Origin of the sequence: Salmonella sp. 741265073_HBA, assembly GCF_046569105.1 — a bacterium.
Classification (GTDB): domain Bacteria; phylum Pseudomonadota; class Gammaproteobacteria; order Enterobacterales; family Enterobacteriaceae; genus Salmonella; species Salmonella enterica.
Genome location: NZ_JBKFRY010000006.1, coordinates 246,096 through 264,705, shown reverse-complemented (window position 1 = coordinate 264,705; position 18,610 = coordinate 246,096). Strand labels below are relative to the sequence as shown.

Here is an 18,610-nt window from a genome sequence, read left to right as displayed (position 1 = left end):
AGTCATCATCACGTTCTCCGGATTTAAGTCTGGAACGTGTCAACGCTATTCAGGACGGGTCAAAGATAATAAAAAAGCCGATATTCACATCGGCTTTTTTTATAAGATAATTCCGCTTGTCCGTCTTTATCCCCACAATTTTATATTGAGCTTAATCCTAAAATAAGCAATAACCAGAAAATCACTCTGTGTTACTTTCAGATTATACGGATGCCGATGTCTTTTATTTTAATTTTAACTTATTGATTTTATTTGTTTGTTAATTAAACAATGTAGGCGTTACTTCTTTAAAGTTTAATTATCCTAAAACCTCGCTGTTATTTCTCCCGGACATAATCCGCCTGCTTTGGTTGTGTATACTCGGTAGCGCCCGAAATTCTTTTGGGTAAATCTCCATTCATTCAATGAAGGGAAATTATGATGAAAAAAGTACTGTATGGCATTTTTGCCATAACCGCGCTTGCGGCGACATCTGTCTCGGCAGCCCCCGTTCAGGTGGGTGAAGCGGCAGGGTCGGCAGCGACGTCGGTATCGGCGGGAAGTTCCTCCGCCACCAGCGTTAGCACCGTAAGTTCGGCGGTGGGCGTCGCGTTAGCGGCAACCGGCGGCGGCGATGGTTCCAATACCGGAACCACGACCACCACGACCACCAGTACCCAGTAGTATCGGTACGTTTAACCATAACCACACTCCGGTGTGGTTATTTTGCCCCTCTGGAGAAGCGTCGTGAAGCGACTCGCACTTATCCTGATTTGCCTGCTATTACAGGCGTGTTCGGCCACCACTAAAGGCCTGGGCGATTCACTGTGGGACAGTTTGTTCGGTACGCCAGGCGTACAGCTAACGGATGACGATATTCAAAACATGCCTTATGCCAGCCAGTACATGCAGCTTAACGGCGGTCCTCAACTGTTTGTGGTGCTCGCTTTCTCGGAAAACGGGCAGCAGAAATGGGTGACGCAGGATGGCGCGACGATCGTGACGCAGCATGGCCGTCTGGTCAAAACGCTGCTCAGCGGCGACAACCTGATCGATGTGAATAATCTGGCGGCCGACCCGCTGGCGAAACCAGGACAGATTATCGATGGCGCGACCTGGACTCGCACCCTGGGCTGGACCGAACATCGCCAGGTGCGTTACGCCACCGCCCGTTCCGTTTTTACATGGCGAGGGACCGATAGCGTTAGCGTCGGCAGTGAAGAGACCGCCGTGCGGGTGCTGGATGAAGAAGTGACGACCGATCAAACGCGTTGGCGTAATCGCTACTGGGTTGATAGCGAAGGCCAAATTCGCCAGACGGAACAGTATTTGGGCGCGAATTACTTTCCGGTGAAAACCACGCTGATTAAGGCGGCAAAATCATGATGAAAAGGACGATAAGCGCGCTGGCGCTGGCCTTTGTCGCGTCATCCGCCTTTGCCAGCGGCACTGTTACCGTTTTTACCCAGGGTAATAGCGAGCCTAAAACGCTGACAGACGCTGAGCGTCTGCTCGATTTAGTCGGACAGCCGCGCCTGGCAACGAGCTGGTGGCCTGCGGCGGTGATAGGCGAAGAACAGGCGACCGTGACGGCGCGTCAGCAGCAACAGGAACTTCTCGGGCGACTGGCGGCGCTCAGCGCTGAGGAAGACGGCGATGCGGCGGTGGCGATAAACACACTGCGCCGACAGATTCAGGCGGTGAAGGTGACGGGTAGACAATTCGTGAATCTTGATCCTGACGTGGTGCGGGTGAGCGAACGAGGTAACCCGCCGCTGCAAGGTCACTACACGCTCTGGGTCGGGCCGCAGCCCACGCAGGTGACGCTCTTTGGCTTGATTAGCCAGCCGGGCAGCCAGCCGTTCGTCCCTGGGCGGGACGTCGCCAGTTATCTCGAGGGTCAGCGCTTACTCAGCGGCGCGGATCGTAGCTATGCCTGGGTGGTTTACCCTGATGGACGCAGCCAAAAAGCGCCGGTGGCTTACTGGAATAAACGTCATATCGAGCCAATGCCCGGCAGCATTATTTTTGTCGGTTTTGCCGATTCCCTTTGGCGCGGCACGCCGGAGGCGATAAATGTCGGCATTCTTCATACCCTGACGCAGCGGATACCGGAATAATGAAAAAAACACATCTGCTCAGCGTGCTGGCGCTGGGTATTAGCGCGGCCTGCCATGCCGAAACATATCCAGCCCCCGTTGGGCCTTCACAATCAGACTTTGGCGGCGTGGGCCTGCTGCAAACGCCGACAGCGCGTATGGCGCGTGAAGGGGAGATGAGCCTGAACTATCGTGATAACGATCAGTACCGCTACTACTCGGCTTCGGTTCAGCTTTTCCCGTGGCTGGAAACCACGTTGCGCTATACCGATGTCCGTACGAAAAAGTACAGCAGCGTGGAATCATTCTCCGGCGACCAGACTTACAAAGATAAAGCGTTTGATGTGAAACTGCGGTTGTGGGAAGAGAGTTACTGGATGCCGCAGGTGGCGGTTGGCGCGCGCGATATCGGCGGGACGGGGCTGTTTGATGCGGAATATATTGTAGCGAGTAAGGCCTGGGGGCCGTTTGATTTTTCATTAGGTCTCGGCTGGGGCTATCTTGGCACCAGCGGCAATGTGTCTAATCCTTTCTGTTCGTATAGTGATAAATTCTGTTCGCGTGATAACAGCTATAAAGAGGCAGGTTCCGTTGACGGTAGCGATATGTTTCACGGCCCGGCCTCGCTGTTTGGCGGCGTGGAATACCAGACCCCGTGGCAACCGCTACGCCTGAAGCTGGAGTATGAAGGCAATAACTATCAGCAGGATTTTGCGGGTAAACTGGAGCAGAAGAGCAAGTTTAACGTCGGCGCCATTTACCGCGTCACCGATTGGGCCGACGTTAACCTCAGCTACGAGCGCGGCAACACCTTTATGTTTGGCGTTACGCTGCGCACCAATTTCAACGATTTACGTCCCGCGTATCATGACAATTCACGCCCGCAATACCGACCACAGCCGCAGGATGCCATCCTGCAACATTCGGTAGTGGCTAATCAATTAACGTTATTGAAATATAATGCCGGTCTGGCGGACCCGAGAATCCAGGTCAAAGGCGATACGCTGTACGTTACTGGCGAACAGGTGAAGTACCGCGACTCCCGTGAAGGGATCGTGCGCGCTAACCGGATCGTCATGAACGATCTGCCGGAGGGGATCCGCACGATCCGCGTGACGGAAAACCGCCTTAATCTGCCGCAGGTCACCACTGAAACCGATGTCGCCAGCCTGAAACGCCATCTGGAAGGCGAACCGCTGGGACATGAAACCTCGCTGGTGCAAAAACGCGTGGAGCCGATCGTGCCAGAGAGTACTGAACAGGGTTGGTATATCGACAAGTCGCGCGTTGATTTTCATCTTGATCCCGTGTTGAATCAGTCGGTAGGCGGCCCGGAAAACTTCTATATGTATCAGTTTGGCGTAATGGGAACTGTGGATCTGTGGGTCACGGATCATCTGCTCACCACGGGCAGCGTGTTTGCCAATATCGCCAACAACTACGACAAATTTAACTACACCAATCCGCCGAAGGATTCACATCTGCCGCGGGTGCGTACGCATGTCCGTGAGTATGTGCAGAATGATGTTTATGTGAATAACCTACAGGCCAACTACTTCCAGTATTTTGGCAATGGTTTCTATGGGCAGGTCTACGGTGGTTATCTGGAGACCATGTTTGGCGGTGCCGGGGCGGAAGTCCTGTATCGCCCGGTAGACAGCAATTGGGCGTTTGGTCTGGATGCCAACTACGTGAAACAGCGTGACTGGCGTAGCGCGCAGGATATGATGAAGTTTACCGATTACAGCGTGAAGACCGGACATTTGACCGCATACTGGACGCCGTCGTTCGCCCAGGATGTGCTGGTGAAAGCCAGCGTTGGTCAGTATCTGGCGGGCGATAAAGGCGGTACGCTGGAGATCGCCAAACGCTTCGATAGCGGCGTCGTTGTCGGCGGTTACGCGACGATTACCGATGCGTCGCCGGATGAATATGGGGAAGGGGATTTTACCAAAGGCGTATATGTTTCCGTGCCGCTGGATCTCTTCTCGTCCGGCCCAACCCGAAGTCGTGCGGCAATTGGCTGGACGCCGCTGACGCGTGACGGTGGTCAACAGCTTGGCCGTAAGTTTGGCCTGTATGATATGACCAGTGACAGGAGCGTAAATTTCCGTTAATACTCAGGCCGGATAAGGCGTTCAAAGCGCTATCCGGCAAATTATCTTATTGAACAAAATATAAACATAAATAAAAAATATAGATGCTCGTCACATTTGTGCGTTATACAGAAACCTCGCCGCAGAGAAAGAGGGGGCTGTTATGATGCCATTATCGCGCTCACGTCTTGAGTTTATCGCCACGATTTTACAAAACGTACTAAATTTGGGGCTGCTTACCCTCGGTCTGATCCTGGTCGTTTTTCTCGGTAAAGAGACGGTGCATCTGGCGGATGCATTATTCGTGCCTGAGCAAGCCAGCAAATATGAACTGGTGGAAGGGCTGGTGATCTACTTTCTTTATTTCGAATTTATTGCGCTGATTGTGAAGTACTTTAAGTCTGGCCTTCACTTTCCGCTGCGCTATTTCGTGTACATTGGGATCACGGCGATTGTGCGCCTGATCATTGTCGATCATAAAACGCCAATGGATGTATTACTCTATTCGGCGGCGATCCTCCTGTTGGTTATCACGTTGTGGTTATGTAATTCGAACCGACTACGGCGAGAATAGGCGTCGCCACACCGTAACGGACGTACGGCGTGGCGATAAATCAGCTTATTGTATGGCGGCTTTCGGCGTTTTCTCTTCTGCTGGCGTCCATAACTTCTCAAGTTCTTCCAGCGTTTTGCCTTTGGTTTCCGGCACGAACTTCCACATAAACAGCGCCGCCAGAATACCCATACAACCGTAAATCCAGTAGGAGAAACCGTTGTGGAAATGGGAAACCAGCCACGAATTTTTGTCCATCATCGGGAAGGTCCAGGAGACGAAGTAGTTCGCCAGCCACTGCGCGGCGACGGCAATGGCGAGCGCTTTGCCACGAATCGCGTTCGGGAAGATTTCTGCCAGCAGCACCCAACAAACCGGTCCCCAGGACATGGCAAATGCGGCGACGTAAAACAGCATCGACAGCAGCGCTATCAGCCCGGAAGCCTGGGTGTAAAACGCGGTGCCAAGGCTGAACATCCCAAGAGCCATACCCAATGCGCCAATAATTTGCAGCGGTTTGCGACCAAATTTATCTACCGTCATGATGGCCAGCACGGTGAAGCTCAGGTTGATTACGCCGACAATAATGGTCTGCAAGAGCGCCACGTCGGTGCTGGCCCCTAACGTTTTAAACACTTCCGGCGCGTAGTAGAGCACGACGTTAATGCCGACAAACTGCTGGAAGACGGACAGCATCACGCCAATGACTATCACGCCCACGCCAAACATCAACAGGCGTCCGCCGGTTTTACGGCCATGCTCCAGAGACTGGTTGATCTCCTGCATGGCCTGGGTAGTGAGGCTGCTACCCATAATTTTGCGCAGAATGCCCTCCGCCTGTTCGTGTTTGCCACGTGCCATCAGCCAGCGCGGGCTTTCCGGTACGGTATACAGCAGCAGTAAAAACAGCAGGGCGGGAATACTTTCTGAAGCAAACATATATCGCCAGCCATCGGTATTCAGCCAGTTAGCGTCACCAGAGCGGGCAATGAAATAGTTAACGCAATACACCAACAGTTGACCAAAAATAATGGCGAACTGGTTAAAGGAAACCAGTTTCCCACGAATATGCGCTGGAGCCAGTTCAGCAATATACATCGGTGAGAGCATTGAGGCTAAACCAACGCCAATACCACCAATGATGCGATAAATAACAAATTCGGGGACATATCCGGCCAAATAAACAGGTACGGCATTATCTGGGTTAATCGTGGTAAATCCTAATTCTGGCCATGCGGAGCCAATACCGGAAATAAAGAACAGCAGAGCGGCGATTTTCAGCGAATCCCGACGACCAAAGCGGTTACTGCAATAACCGCCCAGCGCACCGCCGATGATGCAGCCAATCAACGCACTGGCGACGCAGAAGCCCAATAGCGAGTTGGCGGCGGATTCACTTAAATGTTGCGGAGCGACAAACACGGTATTTAAGGATTCTACCGTTCCGGATATGACGGCAGTGTCATAGCCGAATAATAACCCTCCTAATGTTGCGACTAAGGTAATGGAAAAAATATAGCGGGAATTATAGTGGGTGTTCATTCAGACCTGCCTTAGAGGATACAGCTCTTTTGATCAGTGTCGTGATGGTGAATTTAACAGGCAGGGAAGACAATTATCATTTTTTACATTGCAATTATGTTTTGTCTTTTCTGTGATCTTAATTCTGTTTAATTTGTCTGTTTTCAGGCGGTAAATATAATTGCAGTGATGGGGGCCACGAAAGGAAATAATCGTAACAGCAATGCAAAATAACATAAAAAAAGCGCTCCGAAGAGCGCCAAAATACGACCATAAGTGGGGATAACATAAGTTGAGGGCAGTGGCATTGCCCGTTGCCGGGCAGGTACTTCGATAAAACTTAACCTTTCACCCCCCCAGCCGTCAGGCCGTTGACCAGCCAACGTTGCGCCAACAGGAACACCAGAGTGATAGGAATAGCGGAAAGGACGGCGGCGGCGGCAAAGTCGCCCCACAGGTAGTTTTGCGGGTTGAGATATTGCTGCATACCCACGGCCAGCGTATAGCTGTCCACATCGCGCAGTAACAGCGAGGCGACCGGAACTTCGGTAATCGCCGCGATGAACGACAGAATAAACACCACCGCCAGAATCGGTACGGAAAGCGGCAGCAGCACCAGGCGAAATGCCTGCCACGGGGTTGCGCCATCCAGCGCGGCGGCCTCTTCCAGCGAGCTGTCGATAGTTTCGAAGTAGCCTTTAATCGTCCAGACATGCAGCGCAATGCCGCCAAGATAGGCGAAGATCACGCCGCCATGCGTATTCAGACCGATAAATGGAATGTATTGTCCCAGGCGGTCAAATAACGCATACAGCGCCACCAGAGACAAAACCGCCGGAAACATCTGGAAAATCAGCATCCCCTTGAGCAGTGTTGCTTTACCTGGAAAACGCATTCGTGCGAAAGCGTAGGCGCAGGTGGTGGAGAGCGCCACGATGCCGATGGCGGTAATACCGGCGATTTTCACCGAGTTCCACAGCCACAGCAGGACCGGGAAGGGAGGCGGCGTTACCCGACCATCCGCATGTTCCACGCTGAAACCCAGCGCCAGCCGCCAGTGTTCCCAGGAGATTTTATCCGGGATCAGGCTTCCGGTGGCGAAGTTCCCCTCACGTAGCGAGATAGCGATGACCATCAGCAGCGGGAACATGATCGCCGCGATGAAAATCAGCAGCCCCAGGTGCGTGATGAAGAGACGTAATTTTTGAGATTTGGGTTGGACCATAGCCATTGTTATTATCTCCCTTAATCAAACTTCATACGCGTGGCTTTCAGGTTCACGATGGCCAGCGCGCCTACCAGCAGGAAGATCAGCGTGGCAATGGCCGCCGCCAGACCGAAGTCCTGACCGCCGCCGCCTTCAAAGGCGATACGGTAGGTGTAGCTGACGAGCAGATCGGTATAACCGGCAGGCGTGGTGGTGCCGAGACGGTCTGGCCCGCCGTTGGTCAATAACTGAATCAGGACAAAGTTATTAAAGTTAAAAGCGAAGCTGGCGATCATCAGCGGCGTTAGCGGCTTAATCAGCAGCGGTAAGGTGATCTTAAAGAAATTCTGAAATGGACCGGCGCCGTCCATTGCGGAGGCTTCGTACAGGTCATCCGGAATCGCTTTCAGCAGTCCCATGCACAGGATCATCATGTAGGGATAGCCCAGCCAGGTATTCACGATAATCACCATTGCCCGCGCGGTGTTGGGGTCGCTGAACCAGGCAGGTTTAATGCCAAACAGCGCGCTCAGCATCATATTGATTTCGCCAAAGCTTTGGTTGAATAACCCTTTGAAAATCAAAATTGAAATAAACGACGGTACGGCGTAGGGCAGAATCAGCAGGACGCGGTAGATAGCTTTACCTTTCAGCGCTTCCCACTGTACGAGGCAGGCCAATACCATCCCAACCGCCACGGTTAACACCACAGTGAGAACCGAAAAGACCACGGTCCAGACGAAGATAGCGAAAAAAGGCTTCTGGATCCCTTCGTCGGTAAAGACGCGCGTAAAGTTTTTCGCGCCGATAGTAACGGTATAACCAGGACTGAGTTTTTCATCACCCCAGCTTCCGTCGGCGTTGATCGACTGATAATAACCGCTATCGTTGTTTGGCCGGTATTTTACGCCGCTCTGGTTATTGGTCAGCAGGCCGTCATCAGCCAGTGTGTACAGCGGACGGGTACCGGAAAACTGACGCAGCGAGCTCATAATCACTTTACTTTCATCCGGCAGGACGGCGGTTATCTGGTTCAACGCCAGACGGTTCTGGGTGATTATTCGCAGATTGGCGCGTTCGCCGCCCGGCAGGGCATCAGTCTCTTTCAGCTGTAATTTTTGTTCGCCGCCGAAGGAAAATGCGTCAGACAGGTAATGTTTGCCCGTTTCTCCGTCGGTGAGGGCCAGTTGCCACTCGTCGCCGGTCGGGTAAAGACCGAAGTTATAGGTTTTTCCTGCCTGATAAGAACGGTCCATCAGCACTTGCTGGGCGCGTTCAAAGGTGAGCTGGTTGGTGCTGCTGTAGTTAGTAAAGGCGATGGCGATGGTGCACACCAGCGGGAATAGCACAAACAGCCCCATGCCGGCGAGGCCAGGGTAAACGTAGCGCCAGGCGTAGGTTTTACGATTTGCGAAAATATACAGGCCAGCAGAGCTTAAAATCAGCGTCATGATGGCGAACAGATACTCCCCTTGTACGTACATTAAAACTACAAGGTAACCCACCAGCAGGCCCAGCAGACCAATTACTGACCATTTAAGCTGGTCGCTTTGCCACCAGTGTTTCTTTTTAATGACATCCATGGGGGTTTTCCTCTACAGCGTTGAAACTTCCTGGCCGGAGATGTGCCTGATGGCGCTGCGCTTATCAGGCCTACGGTGTGTTGTAGGCCGGATAAGGCATTTATGCCGCCATCCGGCACAGGCTCGCGGCATTACTTAGTGATACGGCTTTGTGCATCTTTCAGCGCGGCATCCACGGTTTGACGGCCGCTGGCGGCGTTGATCACAGCCGTACGTACCGCATACCAGAAGGCGGACATCTGCGGAATATTCGGCATGATCTCGCCTTTCTGGGCGTTATCCATGGTGGCGGCGATACGGGGGTCTTTCGCTAACTGCTCCTGGAAAGATTTCAGCGCCACAGCGCCCAGCGGTTTATCTTTGTTCACCGCTTCCAGACCCTGATCGGTCAGCAGGTAGTTTTCGAGGAACTCTTTCGCCAGCTCTTTATTCGGGCTGGCAGCGTTAATCCCCGCGCTCAGCACGCCGACGAACGGTTTCGAGGGTTTGCCTTTGAAGGTCGGCAGCAGGGTGACACCGTAGTTGACTTTGCTCTTGTCGATGTTCGACCATGCCCACGGACCGTTGATGGTCATTGCCGTTTCGCCTTTATTGAAGGCCGCTTCGGCGATGGAGTAATCGGTATCGGCGCTCATATTTTTGTTTTTGATCATATCGATCAGGAAAGTCAGGCCCGCTTTCGCGCCGGCGTTATCGACGCCAACGTCTTTCACGTCATACTTGCCGTTTTCAAATTTGAACGCGTAACCGCCGTCAGCGGCGATCAAAGGCCAGGTGAAATACGGCTCTTGCAGGTTGAACATTATCGCCGACTTCCCTTTCGCTTTTAGCTCTTTATCCAGCGCCGGGATCTCTTCCCAGGTTTTCGGCGGGTTCGGGACGAGGTCTTTGTTATAAATCAGGGAGAGGGCTTCAACGGCGATGGGGTAGGCGATCAGCTTGCCGTTATAACGTACCGCATCCCAGGTGAACGGATAGAGTTTGTCCTGAAACGCTTTATCCGGAGTGACCTCCGCCAGCAGACCAGACTGCGCGTAGCCGCCAAAACGGTCGTGCGCCCAGAAGATAATGTCAGGACCGTCGCCGGTGGCTGCCACCTGCGGGAATTTCTCTTCCAGCTTATCCGGGTGCTCAACGGTCACTTTAATGCCGGTGTCTTGCTCAAATTTTTTACCGACCTCGGCCAGACCGTTATAGCCCTTGTCGCCGTTGATCCAGATAACCAGTTTACCTTCTTCAATTTTGGCGAGAGCCGGGGCGGAAATCATCATCGTCGTAAGTGCGGATAATGCGAGGATGCCTACGCCAGTTTTAATCTTCATATCTCCCATCCTTTTTGGTGATGTACACAGAGGTGGTTTAACGGTCTCTAGTTTCTTTATACGACAACCTCTTTCCATCCTCCCCGCCCCTACGCCCCACCCCGGCTTTATGTGATCTGTGTTACATAAATGTGAGTAATGCGTGCTGGCGCACATAAAAACACGCCGATTTTTGCGGGCGGCATCACGAAATTCCTTTTCTGTCCGCGCCCGTGGTCTCAGGCGCTGTGTCCTCATCCTCCCGCCTCCTCCCCCATAAAAAAGCCGGGGGGTGGAGGATTTACCCCAGTCAGGGATCGCGCATAGTCAGGCCATCATGAATGTTGCTGTCAATGACAGGTTGTAACGAAGGGAGAAGGGCATGGCGAGCGTACAGCTACGAAATGTAACGAAAGCCTGGGGTGACGTGGTGGTATCGAAAGATATTAACCTCGATATCCATGACGGGGAGTTCGTGGTGTTTGTCGGACCGTCAGGCTGTGGTAAATCGACCTTGCTGCGTATGATCGCCGGGCTTGAAACCATTACCAGTGGCGACCTGTTTATCGGGGAAACCCGTATGAATGATATTCCGCCTGCCGAGCGCGGCGTGGGCATGGTATTCCAGTCTTATGCGCTCTATCCCCATCTCTCCGTTGCAGAAAACATGTCTTTCGGCCTCAAGCTGGCGGGCGCCAAAAAAGAGGTTATGAATCAACGCGTCAACCAGGTGGCGGAAGTGCTGCAACTGGCGCATCTGCTGGAACGTAAGCCAAAAGCGCTTTCCGGCGGTCAGCGTCAGCGCGTAGCGATTGGCCGCACGCTGGTAGCGGAGCCGCGTGTGTTTTTGCTGGATGAACCGCTCTCTAACCTGGATGCCGCACTACGCGTGCAGATGCGCATTGAAATTTCTCGCCTGCATAAACGTCTGGGCCGCACGATGATTTACGTCACCCACGATCAGGTCGAGGCGATGACGCTGGCCGACAAAATCGTGGTGCTGGACGCCGGTCGCGTCGCGCAGGTCGGTAAGCCGCTGGAGCTGTACCACTATCCGGCGGACCGCTTTGTCGCGGGCTTCATCGGCTCGCCGAAGATGAACTTCCTGCCGGTGAAAGTGACCGCCACCGCAATTGAACAAGTCCAGGTCGAACTGCCGAATCGCCAGCAAATCTGGTTGCCGGTCGAAAGTCGCGGCGTGCAGGTCGGCGCCAATATGTCTTTAGGCATTCGGCCGGAACACCTGCTGCCGAGCGATATCGCCGATGTCACCCTGGAAGGTGAAGTCCAGGTTGTCGAGCAGTTAGGGCACGAAACACAAATTCATATCCAGATCCCCGCCATCCGTCAAAACCTGGTTTATCGCCAGAATGACGTGGTGTTGGTAGAAGAGGGCGCCACATTCGCTATCGGCCTGCCGCCAGAGCGCTGTCATCTGTTCCGCGAGGATGGCAGCGCATGTCGTCGTCTGCATCAAGAGCCGGGTGTTTAAGGCCTCCATAAAAAAACGAAACGCAAAACCATTCGCAGTTTTAGAAGGTGGCAGCGTTTAAAGAAAAGCAATGATCTCAGGAGATAGAATGATGATTACTCTGCGCAAACTCCCTCTGGCGGTTGCTGTCGCTGCGGGCGTCATGTCCGCTCAGGCAATGGCTGTCGATTTCCACGGTTACGCCCGTTCCGGTATTGGCTGGACGGGAAGCGGCGGCGAACAACAATGTTTCCAGGTGACCGGTGCACAAAGTAAATACCGTCTCGGTAACGAATGTGAAACCTATGCGGAACTGAAACTGGGCCAGGAAGTGTGGAAAGAGGGCGATAAGAGCTTCTATTTCGACACCAACGTCGCCTATTCGGTTAACCAGCAGAACGACTGGGAATCGACCGATCCCGCCTTCCGCGAAGCGAACGTGCAGGGTAAAAACCTGATTGAATGGCTGCCGGGCTCTACCATCTGGGCCGGTAAGCGCTTCTATCAGCGTCATGACGTACACATGATCGACTTCTACTACTGGGATATTTCAGGTCCTGGCGCGGGTATCGAAAATATCGATCTGGGCTTCGGTAAGCTTTCACTGGCGGCGACCCGCTCTACTGAAGCGGGCGGCTCTTACACCTTCAGCAGCCAGAATATTTATGATGAAGTGAAAGATACCGCTAACGACGTCTTTGACGTACGTCTGGCTGGGCTGCAAACGAACCCGGACGGCGTACTGGAGCTGGGCGTTGATTACGGCCGCGCCAATACGACCGATGGTTATAAGCTGGCTGATGGGGCATCGAAAGACGGCTGGATGTTCACCGCCGAACACACGCAAAGCATGTTGAAAGGCTATAACAAGTTTGTCGTGCAATATGCCACCGATGCCATGACCACGCAGGGTAAAGGCCAGGCGCGCGGTTCCGACGGTTCTTCATCTTTCACTGAAGAATTGCCTGATGGAACCAAAATTAATTATGCCAATAAGGTCATCAACAATAATGGCGATATGTGGCGTATTTTGGATCATGGCGCCATCTCGCTTGGTGATAAATGGGATTTGATGTACGTCGGTATGTACCAGAATATCGATTGGGATAATAACCTGGGTACTGAGTGGTGGACCGTGGGCGTACGTCCAATGTACAAGTGGACGCCAATCATGAGTACCCTGCTGGAAGTCGGCTACGACAACGTGAAATCTCAGCAGACCGGCGATCGTAACAATCAATATAAAATCACCCTGGCGCAACAGTGGCAGGCGGGCGACAGCATCTGGTCGCGTCCGGCTATCCGTATTTTCGCCACCTACGCGAAATGGGATGAGAAATGGGGCTATATCAAAGACGGCGATAACATTTCCCGTTATGCCGCAGCGACTAACTCCGGCATTTCCACCAATAGCCGTGGCGATAGCGATGAGTGGACCTTCGGCGCCCAGATGGAAATCTGGTGGTAATACGATGGTCATCTGACGTAACGAGGGGCGCAAGCCCCTCTGAAACATCAGGTCTGATGATGCTTGTAAGCCGAATAAGGCGCCAGCCGCCATTCGGCGATATGTTTGGGTTGGCGCGCTATTGCCTGGCTACCGCTGAACCCGCCTTATTGAGGTGAGAATAATGAAAATGAAGAAAAGTCTCGTTGCCCTCTGTTTAACCGCAGGGCTGTTCGCCAGCGTGCCGGGTATCAGCCTGGCGGAAGTGAACTATGTACCGCAAAATACCAGCGCCGCGCCTGCTATTCCTGCTGCTGCGCTACAGCAATTAACCTGGACGCCTGTAGATCAGTCAAAAACGCAGTCTACCCAACTGGCGACTGGCGGCCAGCGCCTTGACGTCGCCGGCATTACCGGCCCGGTCGCCGCTTATAGCGTTCCGGCGAATATCGGCGAGCTGACATTAACTCTGACCAGCGAGGTCAATAAGCAAGCCAGCGTTTTTGCGCCAAACGTGTTGATTCTTGACCAAAATATGACGCCTTCGGCATTCTTCCCCAGCAGTTACTTTACTTATCAGCAGCCGGGCGTCATGAGCGCAGACCGGCTGGAAGGCGTGATGCGCCTGACGCCTGCGTTGGGGCAGCAGAAACTCTATGTTCTGGTGTTTACGACCGAAAAAGATCTTCAGCAAACCACTACGCTGCTCGATCCGGCAAAAGCCTATGCCAAAGGCGTCGGTAACTCTATCCCGGATATTCCCGATCCAGTTGCTCGCCATACCACTGACGGCGTGGTGAAACTGAAGGTGAAAACCAACAGTAGCTCCAGCGTATTGGTCGGGCCGTTGTTTGGCTCGTCCGGTACCGGGCCGGTAACGGTAGGCAATACCGCCGCGCCGGTCGCTGCGCCAGCGCCAGTCGCGCCGAAGAAAAGCGAACCGATGTTGAACGATACGGAAAGCTACTTTAATAAAGCGATTAAGGATGCCGTAGCGAAAGGCGACGTCGATAAAGCGCTGAAACTGCTTGATGAGGCCGAACGTCTGGGATCGACATCTGCCCGTTCCACCTTTATCAGCAGTGTAAAAGGCAAGGGGTAATTGTTTCCCCACAGTGCTGATTTTGCAGCAACTGGTGCGTCTCCTGGCGCACCTTTTTTTGTCATTTCATGCGAATTGTTATTTTTTTGTTGCGCAACAGATCACTTAATTGTGATTGCGCCCCCCGTAATGTCTTTTCTGAGATACAATGACTTTAGGTTATGAATCGGAGAGTAAGGCATGTCACACCCTGCGTTAACGCAACTGCGTGCGCTGCGCTATTTTGATGCGATTCCTGCGCTTGAACCCCATTTGCTGGACTGGCTGTTGCTGGAAGATTCTATGACTAAACGTTTTGAGCAACTGGGAAAGCGGGTAAGCGTGACGCTGATTCGGGAAGCGTTTGTCGGCCAAAGTGAGGTCGAGGAAGCGTCAGGTTTACTGCCATCCGAATCCCGTTACTGGTTACGTGAGATACTGCTTTGCGCTGACGGCGAGCCCTGGCTTGCCGGACGTACCGTGGTACCGGAATCCACGCTATGCGGACCTGAACAGGTCTTACAACATCTGGGTAAAACCCCGCTTGGACGTTATCTATTTACATCATCGACACTGACCCGCGATTTTATTGAAATTGGACGCGATGCAACGCTATGGGGGCGCCGCTCTCGACTGCGGTTGAGCGGAAAGCCACTGTTGCTTACCGAGCTTTTTTTACCTGCATCGCCGCTGTACTGAGAGGAAGATAAAGATGGAGTGGAGTCTGACGCAGAGTAAGCTGCTGGCGTTTCACCGTTTGATGCGTACAGATAAGCCTATTGGCGCGTTGCTGCTGCTCTGGCCGACGCTTTGGGCGCTATGGGTGGCGACACCGGGTATGCCTCAGCTGTGGATTTTGGCGGTTTTTGTCGCTGGCGTGTGGTTAATGCGCGCGGCGGGCTGCGTGGTAAATGATTATGCTGATCGTAAATTTGACGGACATGTAAAACGTACGGTCAACCGGCCTTTACCCAGCGGCGCCGTGACAGAGAAAGAAGCGCGCAACCTGTTTGTGGTACTGGTGCTGCTGGCGTTTTTGTTGGTGCTGACGCTGAACGCCATGACGATTCTGCTTTCCGTGGCGGCGCTGGCGTTGGCCTGGGTTTATCCCTTTATGAAACGCTACACCCACCTGCCGCAGGTCGTGCTGGGGGCCGCTTTCGGCTGGTCAATCCCCATGGCGTTCGCCGCGGTGAGCGAATCCCTGCCGTTGAGCTGCTGGCTGATGTTCCTCGCCAATATTCTCTGGGCGGTGGCTTACGATACGCAATATGCGATGGTCGACAGAGATGATGATATCAAGATAGGCATTAAATCGACGGCGATCCTGTTTGGTCGTTATGACACATTGATTATCGGGATTCTGCAGCTTGGCGTCATGGCGTTAATGGCGCTGATCGGCTGGTTGAATGGTCTGGGATGGGGATATTACTGGGCTGTGCTGGTGGCGGGCGCGCTGTTTGTCTACCAGCAAAAACTGATTGCGAACCGTGAACGTGAAGCCTGCTTTAAAGCCTTTATGAACAATAACTACGTTGGCCTGGTGCTATTTTTAGGGCTGGCGATGAGTTACTGGCACTTCTGATGTCATGCCGGGCGGACCCGGCCTACAAAGCCAAAATTTTCAATACGTCATATCAGTCGCCCGATGAGCTTACGCCATCGGGCATTTCAGGCACTGGCTTACTCGCCCTGCGTCGCGCTTTCAATCGTCAGACGGACATCAGAGGTAATCAGATCGGCAAGCATCTGATATATCTTCATCGTTTCTGCCGGTTCGGCATCGCCCGTATCACTGATATAACCCTCATCCCGTAGCGTCAACACGAGTGAACTGAACACCGCTTTGTCGAAAAACTCCGGCGCGTTAATACCGTGCAGGACAGACAGACGTTGCGCCACGGTACGGCTTTCTTTCTCCAGCGTACTGCGGTTGATGGACGGATTGGCGCTCAACAGCCAGAACGTAATGGCATAACGCTGTAGCGTTTCGCGCGCGCCTGCCGCCAGCAGTTGCAGCGTACGGGAATGCGCCGGGTTGATATGGAGTTCATCATCCTGCAGGGTGATTAGCCCCTGACGCTGCATTTCACTGGCCAACGCGTCAATGACCGAGGCTAACTCCTCGCGCTCCCAGCGCAGGAACAGCTCCGCTTTTAACATCGGATAGAGCGCTTCAACATGCTGCTGCAACGCATCACGCGAAATGCGACGATGCTGGGTGATAATCGCCGCCATCAGCGAAGGCATAATCAACATATGCGCGATATTGTTACGATAATAGGTCATCAACACCGCCTGCTCGCGCGGCAGGATGATGATATCGCCAATGGTGTCTTTCTCGACCTCAAACTTATTCATCTGCAGCGCGTGAGCGATGAGCTCGCCAGCGCTGGCGGCAGGAACGGTTGAGTCTGTGGAATAAGGGACATTGCGCATCAGATCGAGATAGCAATCAAGCTGCTCGGTGAGCTGCTCGCGGGTGAGCGAGCGCTGACGCGACGCTAACAGTGCGGTACAACACAGGTTCATCGCGTTTGCCGCGCCAGCGTTGTTAATACGCACCATCAGATCGGCGGCGATACTATTTACCGTCGGCGTCAGCCAGGCTGGGCGTATGGCCTCTATAGGGTCGATAGATTCGCGCCACTCCGGCACATGCTGGTTCAGGTACGTCATGAGCGGCATCGGTTCGCCAAAGTTAACGTAGCCCTGACCCAGATTGCGCAGCTTGCTCAAGCCTTTCAGCATCTGCGGCAGGCTCTCTTTCTCTTTTGTCGCGCCGCGCAGTTCTTTCGCATAGGTGCCCACTTCCATGACGTGCTCATAGCCGATGTAAATAGGCACTAACGTAATTGGACGGGTACCGCCGCGCAGCATCGCCTGGATAGTCATCGACAGGGTGCCGGTTTTCGGGTCTAACAAACGTCCGGTACGCGAACGTCCTCCTTCGACAAAATACTCAACCGAGTAACCGCGGCTGAACAGCTCGCCCAGGTATTCGCGAAAGACGGTGGAATAGAGTTTATTCCCCTTAAAGGTGCGACGAATAAAGAACGCGCCCAGACGACGGAAAATCGGGCCAGCGGGCCAGAAATTAAGGTTAATACCGGCGGCAATGTGCGGCGGAACCAGTCCCTGATGGTACAGCACATAAGAAAGGAGCAAGTAGTCCATATGGCTGCGGTGACAGGGTACATAGACGATTTCATGCCCGTCGTGCGCCAGTTGGCGTACGCGCTCGGCGTTATGCACGTTAATCCCCTGGTACAGTCGGTTCCAGGTAAACCCCAAAATCCTGTCGGTCAAACGAATCATCTCGTAAGAGAAGTTCGCCGCGATCTCTTCCATCAGCGCAATGGCGTTTTGCTGCGCTTTTTCATGAGAGATTTTCTTACTGCGCGCTTCGTCTTCTACCGCGCGGGCGATTGCTTTCGAGGCCAGCAGTTTGTTAAACAGATCCTGACGGGCGGGCAGGCGTGGGCCAACCGCCGCCAGGCGCTGGCGAGCAAAGTGCATACGCGCCACGCGAGCCAGCTTCTGCGCGATGATTTTATCGGTGCCGTGTTCATCAGCCATGCGACGCAATGAGACGGACGGCGAGAATCGGACAAAGCTATCGCGACCCAGCCAGGAGATGGCAAAGAATTTCTGTACGCCGTTCAGCATACGTAAAGGCGGGTTATCTTCTCCCTTTTCACGACCCGGCGCGCGGCCAAACATCACGGAAACGGGCACCATCTGCACGTCCAAAGCCGGATTACTCCGATGCAGATCGAGATAATCGTGAAAAAGTTTCACCGACTCTTCTTTTGGCGTGTAATAGGTAAAGACACGCGGTCCGCCGTGAATAAATACATAGCGTGGCAACAGCGCGCCGTCGATCTCCAGCGGCTCCAGCGGATCCGGGAGATCGTGCGCCAGACATTGCGCCCGCAGCGTCAGTAAGTCCGCTTTTGAGTTGTATGGCAAGACATACATAATGGGGCGAGAAGTATCGAGCCCCAATTCCTGGGCGGGTTCCGCCGGAATAGACTTGCTTTTTACCAGTATGCTTAATGGTAAATTCAGTAATTTGTAGTAAATTCGTGGCCAGCCGGACATAAACGATGTAAAGCCTCTGGTTAATAATGCAAATGCGGTGCAAGGATATCAGAAAGTTTAGCGAATTTCTGTTGTATCCCGTCATACTTCGCGCTGCGTTACGGCAGTTCGAATCGTGCAGGGCAACCGTATAATGTCATTGACGTTAATAATGTAAAAAGGTTCTTT

At 53.3% G+C, this 18,610-nt stretch carries 15 protein-coding genes and 1 pseudogene; 11 read left to right on the top strand and 5 right to left on the bottom strand.

Translation table 11 applies throughout. The features are described 5' to 3' along the window. Positions 1–420: 420 nt before the first annotated feature. The 5 genes from yjbE to psiE all read left to right on the top strand — a co-directional run bounded on the left by yjbE (position 421) and on the right by psiE (position 4,748). The gene (gene yjbE / locus ACLD3P_RS11430; protein ID WP_001541297.1) at positions 421–663 is read left to right on the top strand and encodes an exopolysaccharide production protein YjbE; all 243 of its coding nucleotides are present in this window, start codon (positions 421–423) and stop codon (positions 661–663) included. A gap of 63 nt (positions 664–726) precedes the next feature. Continuing rightward, on the top strand, positions 727–1,365 hold the full coding sequence (locus tag ACLD3P_RS11425) for a YjbF family lipoprotein (protein WP_000824809.1): 639 nt from the start codon (positions 727–729) through the stop codon (positions 1,363–1,365). Next, entirely contained in the window at positions 1,362–2,099 is a 738-nt protein-coding gene (locus ACLD3P_RS11420; RefSeq protein ID WP_411006617.1) for a capsule biosynthesis GfcC family protein, read from the top strand. Before ACLD3P_RS11425 ends, ACLD3P_RS11420 begins: the two co-directional genes overlap by 4 nt. Beyond that, a complete protein-coding gene (locus ACLD3P_RS11415; protein ID WP_131046700.1) occupies positions 2,099–4,195 on the top strand; it encodes a YjbH domain-containing protein in 2,097 nt (698 codons plus the stop codon). Before ACLD3P_RS11420 ends, ACLD3P_RS11415 begins: the two co-directional genes overlap by 1 nt. 142 nt (positions 4,196–4,337) lie before the next feature. After that, the gene (gene psiE, locus ACLD3P_RS11410) at positions 4,338–4,748 is read left to right on the top strand and encodes a phosphate-starvation-inducible protein PsiE (RefSeq protein ID WP_000982752.1); all 411 of its coding nucleotides are present in this window, start codon (positions 4,338–4,340) and stop codon (positions 4,746–4,748) included. Between the two features lie 45 nt (positions 4,749–4,793). Here the strand turns inward: psiE and xylE are convergent, their stop codons facing one another. The 3 genes from xylE to malF form a co-directional block, all read right to left on the bottom strand. Further along, positions 4,794–6,269 (bottom strand): D-xylose transporter XylE, encoded by a 1,476-nt coding sequence (gene xylE, locus ACLD3P_RS11405; protein WP_001091898.1) that lies wholly within the window; start codon positions 6,267–6,269, stop codon positions 4,794–4,796. 319 nt (positions 6,270–6,588) lie between these two features. After that, complete coding sequence (malG, locus tag ACLD3P_RS11400; protein WP_001252081.1) at positions 6,589–7,479, bottom strand: maltose ABC transporter permease MalG; 891 nt, start codon at positions 7,477–7,479, stop codon at positions 6,589–6,591. A gap of 14 nt (positions 7,480–7,493) precedes the next feature. Then, the gene (gene malF, locus ACLD3P_RS11395) at positions 7,494–9,038 is read right to left on the bottom strand and encodes a maltose ABC transporter permease MalF (protein ID WP_000382573.1); all 1,545 of its coding nucleotides are present in this window, start codon (positions 9,036–9,038) and stop codon (positions 7,494–7,496) included. 42 nt (positions 9,039–9,080) lie between these two features. Here malF and ACLD3P_RS11390 point away from each other — a divergent pair. Beyond that, positions 9,081–9,221, top strand: a pseudogene (locus ACLD3P_RS11390) (hypothetical protein); the annotation flags it as partial. Here the strand turns inward: ACLD3P_RS11390 and malE are convergent. Then, positions 9,170–10,360 carry a maltose/maltodextrin ABC transporter substrate-binding protein MalE gene (gene malE / locus ACLD3P_RS11385; RefSeq protein WP_000695415.1) on the bottom strand — a complete coding sequence of 397 codons (1,191 nt, stop codon included), beginning with the start codon at positions 10,358–10,360 and terminating at the stop codon, positions 9,170–9,172. The pseudogene ACLD3P_RS11390 and the gene malE sit on opposite strands and share 52 nt — an antisense overlap. 361 nt (positions 10,361–10,721) lie before the next feature. Between malE and malK the strand changes: the two genes are divergently transcribed. From malK to ubiA, 5 genes are all read left to right on the top strand, one after another. After that, positions 10,722–11,831: a maltose/maltodextrin ABC transporter ATP-binding protein MalK gene (gene malK, locus ACLD3P_RS11380; protein ID WP_000179176.1), complete on the top strand. Its 1,110-nt coding sequence runs from the start codon at positions 10,722–10,724 to the stop codon at positions 11,829–11,831. An 88-nt stretch (positions 11,832–11,919) separates the two neighbouring features. Then, positions 11,920–13,278, top strand: coding sequence for a maltoporin (locus ACLD3P_RS11375; RefSeq protein WP_000973678.1), 1,359 nt, complete (start codon positions 11,920–11,922; stop codon positions 13,276–13,278). A gap of 163 nt (positions 13,279–13,441) precedes the next feature. Continuing rightward, positions 13,442–14,359 (top strand): maltose operon protein MalM, encoded by a 918-nt coding sequence (gene malM / locus ACLD3P_RS11370; protein ID WP_000782497.1) that lies wholly within the window; start codon positions 13,442–13,444, stop codon positions 14,357–14,359. Between the two features lie 180 nt (positions 14,360–14,539). Then, positions 14,540–15,037, top strand: a complete 498-nt coding sequence (gene ubiC, locus ACLD3P_RS11365; RefSeq protein WP_000019217.1) for a chorismate lyase — start codon at positions 14,540–14,542, stop codon at positions 15,035–15,037. Between the two features lie 13 nt (positions 15,038–15,050). Further along, positions 15,051–15,923: a 4-hydroxybenzoate octaprenyltransferase gene (gene ubiA / locus ACLD3P_RS11360; protein WP_000455249.1), complete on the top strand. Its 873-nt coding sequence runs from the start codon at positions 15,051–15,053 to the stop codon at positions 15,921–15,923. A gap of 98 nt (positions 15,924–16,021) precedes the next feature. Here ubiA and plsB read toward each other — a convergent pair whose 3' ends face one another. Continuing rightward, a complete protein-coding gene (gene plsB / locus ACLD3P_RS11355) occupies positions 16,022–18,442 on the bottom strand; it encodes a glycerol-3-phosphate 1-O-acyltransferase PlsB (protein ID WP_000017357.1) in 2,421 nt (806 codons plus the stop codon). Between the last annotated feature and the right edge of the window lie 168 nt (positions 18,443–18,610).

What these genes read in the sequence shown, in the direction of transcription:
- ACLD3P_RS11415 (WP_131046700.1), top strand. Translation starts at nt 2,099, where the DNA reads ATGAAAAAAACACATCTGCTCAGCGTGCTGGCGCTGGGTATTAGCGCG.
- psiE (WP_000982752.1), top strand. Translation starts at nt 4,338, where the DNA reads ATGATGCCATTATCGCGCTCACGTCTTGAGTTTATCGCCACGATTTTA.
- malG (WP_001252081.1), bottom strand. Translation starts at nt 7,479, where the DNA reads ATGGCTATGGTCCAACCCAAATCTCAAAAATTACGTCTCTTCATCACG.
- malK (WP_000179176.1), top strand. Translation starts at nt 10,722, where the DNA reads ATGGCGAGCGTACAGCTACGAAATGTAACGAAAGCCTGGGGTGACGTG.
- xylE (WP_001091898.1), bottom strand. Translation starts at nt 6,269, where the DNA reads ATGAACACCCACTATAATTCCCGCTATATTTTTTCCATTACCTTAGTC.
- malF (WP_000382573.1), bottom strand. Translation starts at nt 9,038, where the DNA reads ATGGATGTCATTAAAAAGAAACACTGGTGGCAAAGCGACCAGCTTAAA.
- ACLD3P_RS11375 (WP_000973678.1), top strand. Translation starts at nt 11,920, where the DNA reads ATGATGATTACTCTGCGCAAACTCCCTCTGGCGGTTGCTGTCGCTGCG.
- ACLD3P_RS11420 (WP_411006617.1), top strand. Translation starts at nt 1,362, where the DNA reads ATGATGAAAAGGACGATAAGCGCGCTGGCGCTGGCCTTTGTCGCGTCA.
- plsB (WP_000017357.1), bottom strand. Translation starts at nt 18,442, where the DNA reads ATGTCCGGCTGGCCACGAATTTACTACAAATTACTGAATTTACCATTA.
- yjbE (WP_001541297.1), top strand. Translation starts at nt 421, where the DNA reads ATGAAAAAAGTACTGTATGGCATTTTTGCCATAACCGCGCTTGCGGCG.
- malM (WP_000782497.1), top strand. Translation starts at nt 13,442, where the DNA reads ATGAAAATGAAGAAAAGTCTCGTTGCCCTCTGTTTAACCGCAGGGCTG.
- ubiA (WP_000455249.1), top strand. Translation starts at nt 15,051, where the DNA reads ATGGAGTGGAGTCTGACGCAGAGTAAGCTGCTGGCGTTTCACCGTTTG.
- malE (WP_000695415.1), bottom strand. Translation starts at nt 10,360, where the DNA reads ATGAAGATTAAAACTGGCGTAGGCATCCTCGCATTATCCGCACTTACG.
- ubiC (WP_000019217.1), top strand. Translation starts at nt 14,540, where the DNA reads ATGTCACACCCTGCGTTAACGCAACTGCGTGCGCTGCGCTATTTTGAT.